This is a genomic window from Oleiphilus sp. HI0128 (assembly GCF_001635365.1).
Genome location: NZ_LWGG01000596.1, coordinates 1 through 372, shown reverse-complemented (window position 1 = coordinate 372; position 372 = coordinate 1). Strand labels below are relative to the sequence as shown.

1 protein-coding gene is annotated in these 372 nt (G+C 44.9%); it reads right to left on the bottom strand.

What is annotated here, in order from left to right:
* On the bottom strand, nt 1–220 hold a 220-nt coding region (locus tag A3763_RS07255; protein ID WP_156494989.1), incomplete at its 3' end, for a hypothetical protein.
* Nucleotides 221–372 lie beyond the last annotated feature (152 nt).

Genomic DNA, 372 nt, shown 5'->3' with positions numbered 1-372 from the left:
GATACCAATCACATTGCTCATAAGGCCGTTTAAAACGAGTGAGTTCTGATGCTCGCACTGAGGTGCTTAAATCATATAGAGCATCATGAACTAGAGCATAAAAGTAAGGTGGTAATTGAGGGTTTAACAATTCTTTAGGGAACTCGGTTAGCCGATGGTGCAATACGTTGATATCGGGGCCTTCGGCACTACCATTGCTACGAGTTATGAGTTGAGTCATTATTCTGCTCCCTCATAGTGTTTTCTGCTAAATGCCCGAGCAAAATCAGTCATCGCTTCCCAAGACGTCACCGGGAATATATCCCAACCTTGTTGAGCCTCGGCTTGCTTTAAAGCGGCATCATGGTCCGCCATCCATTTATTGTTAGGTGG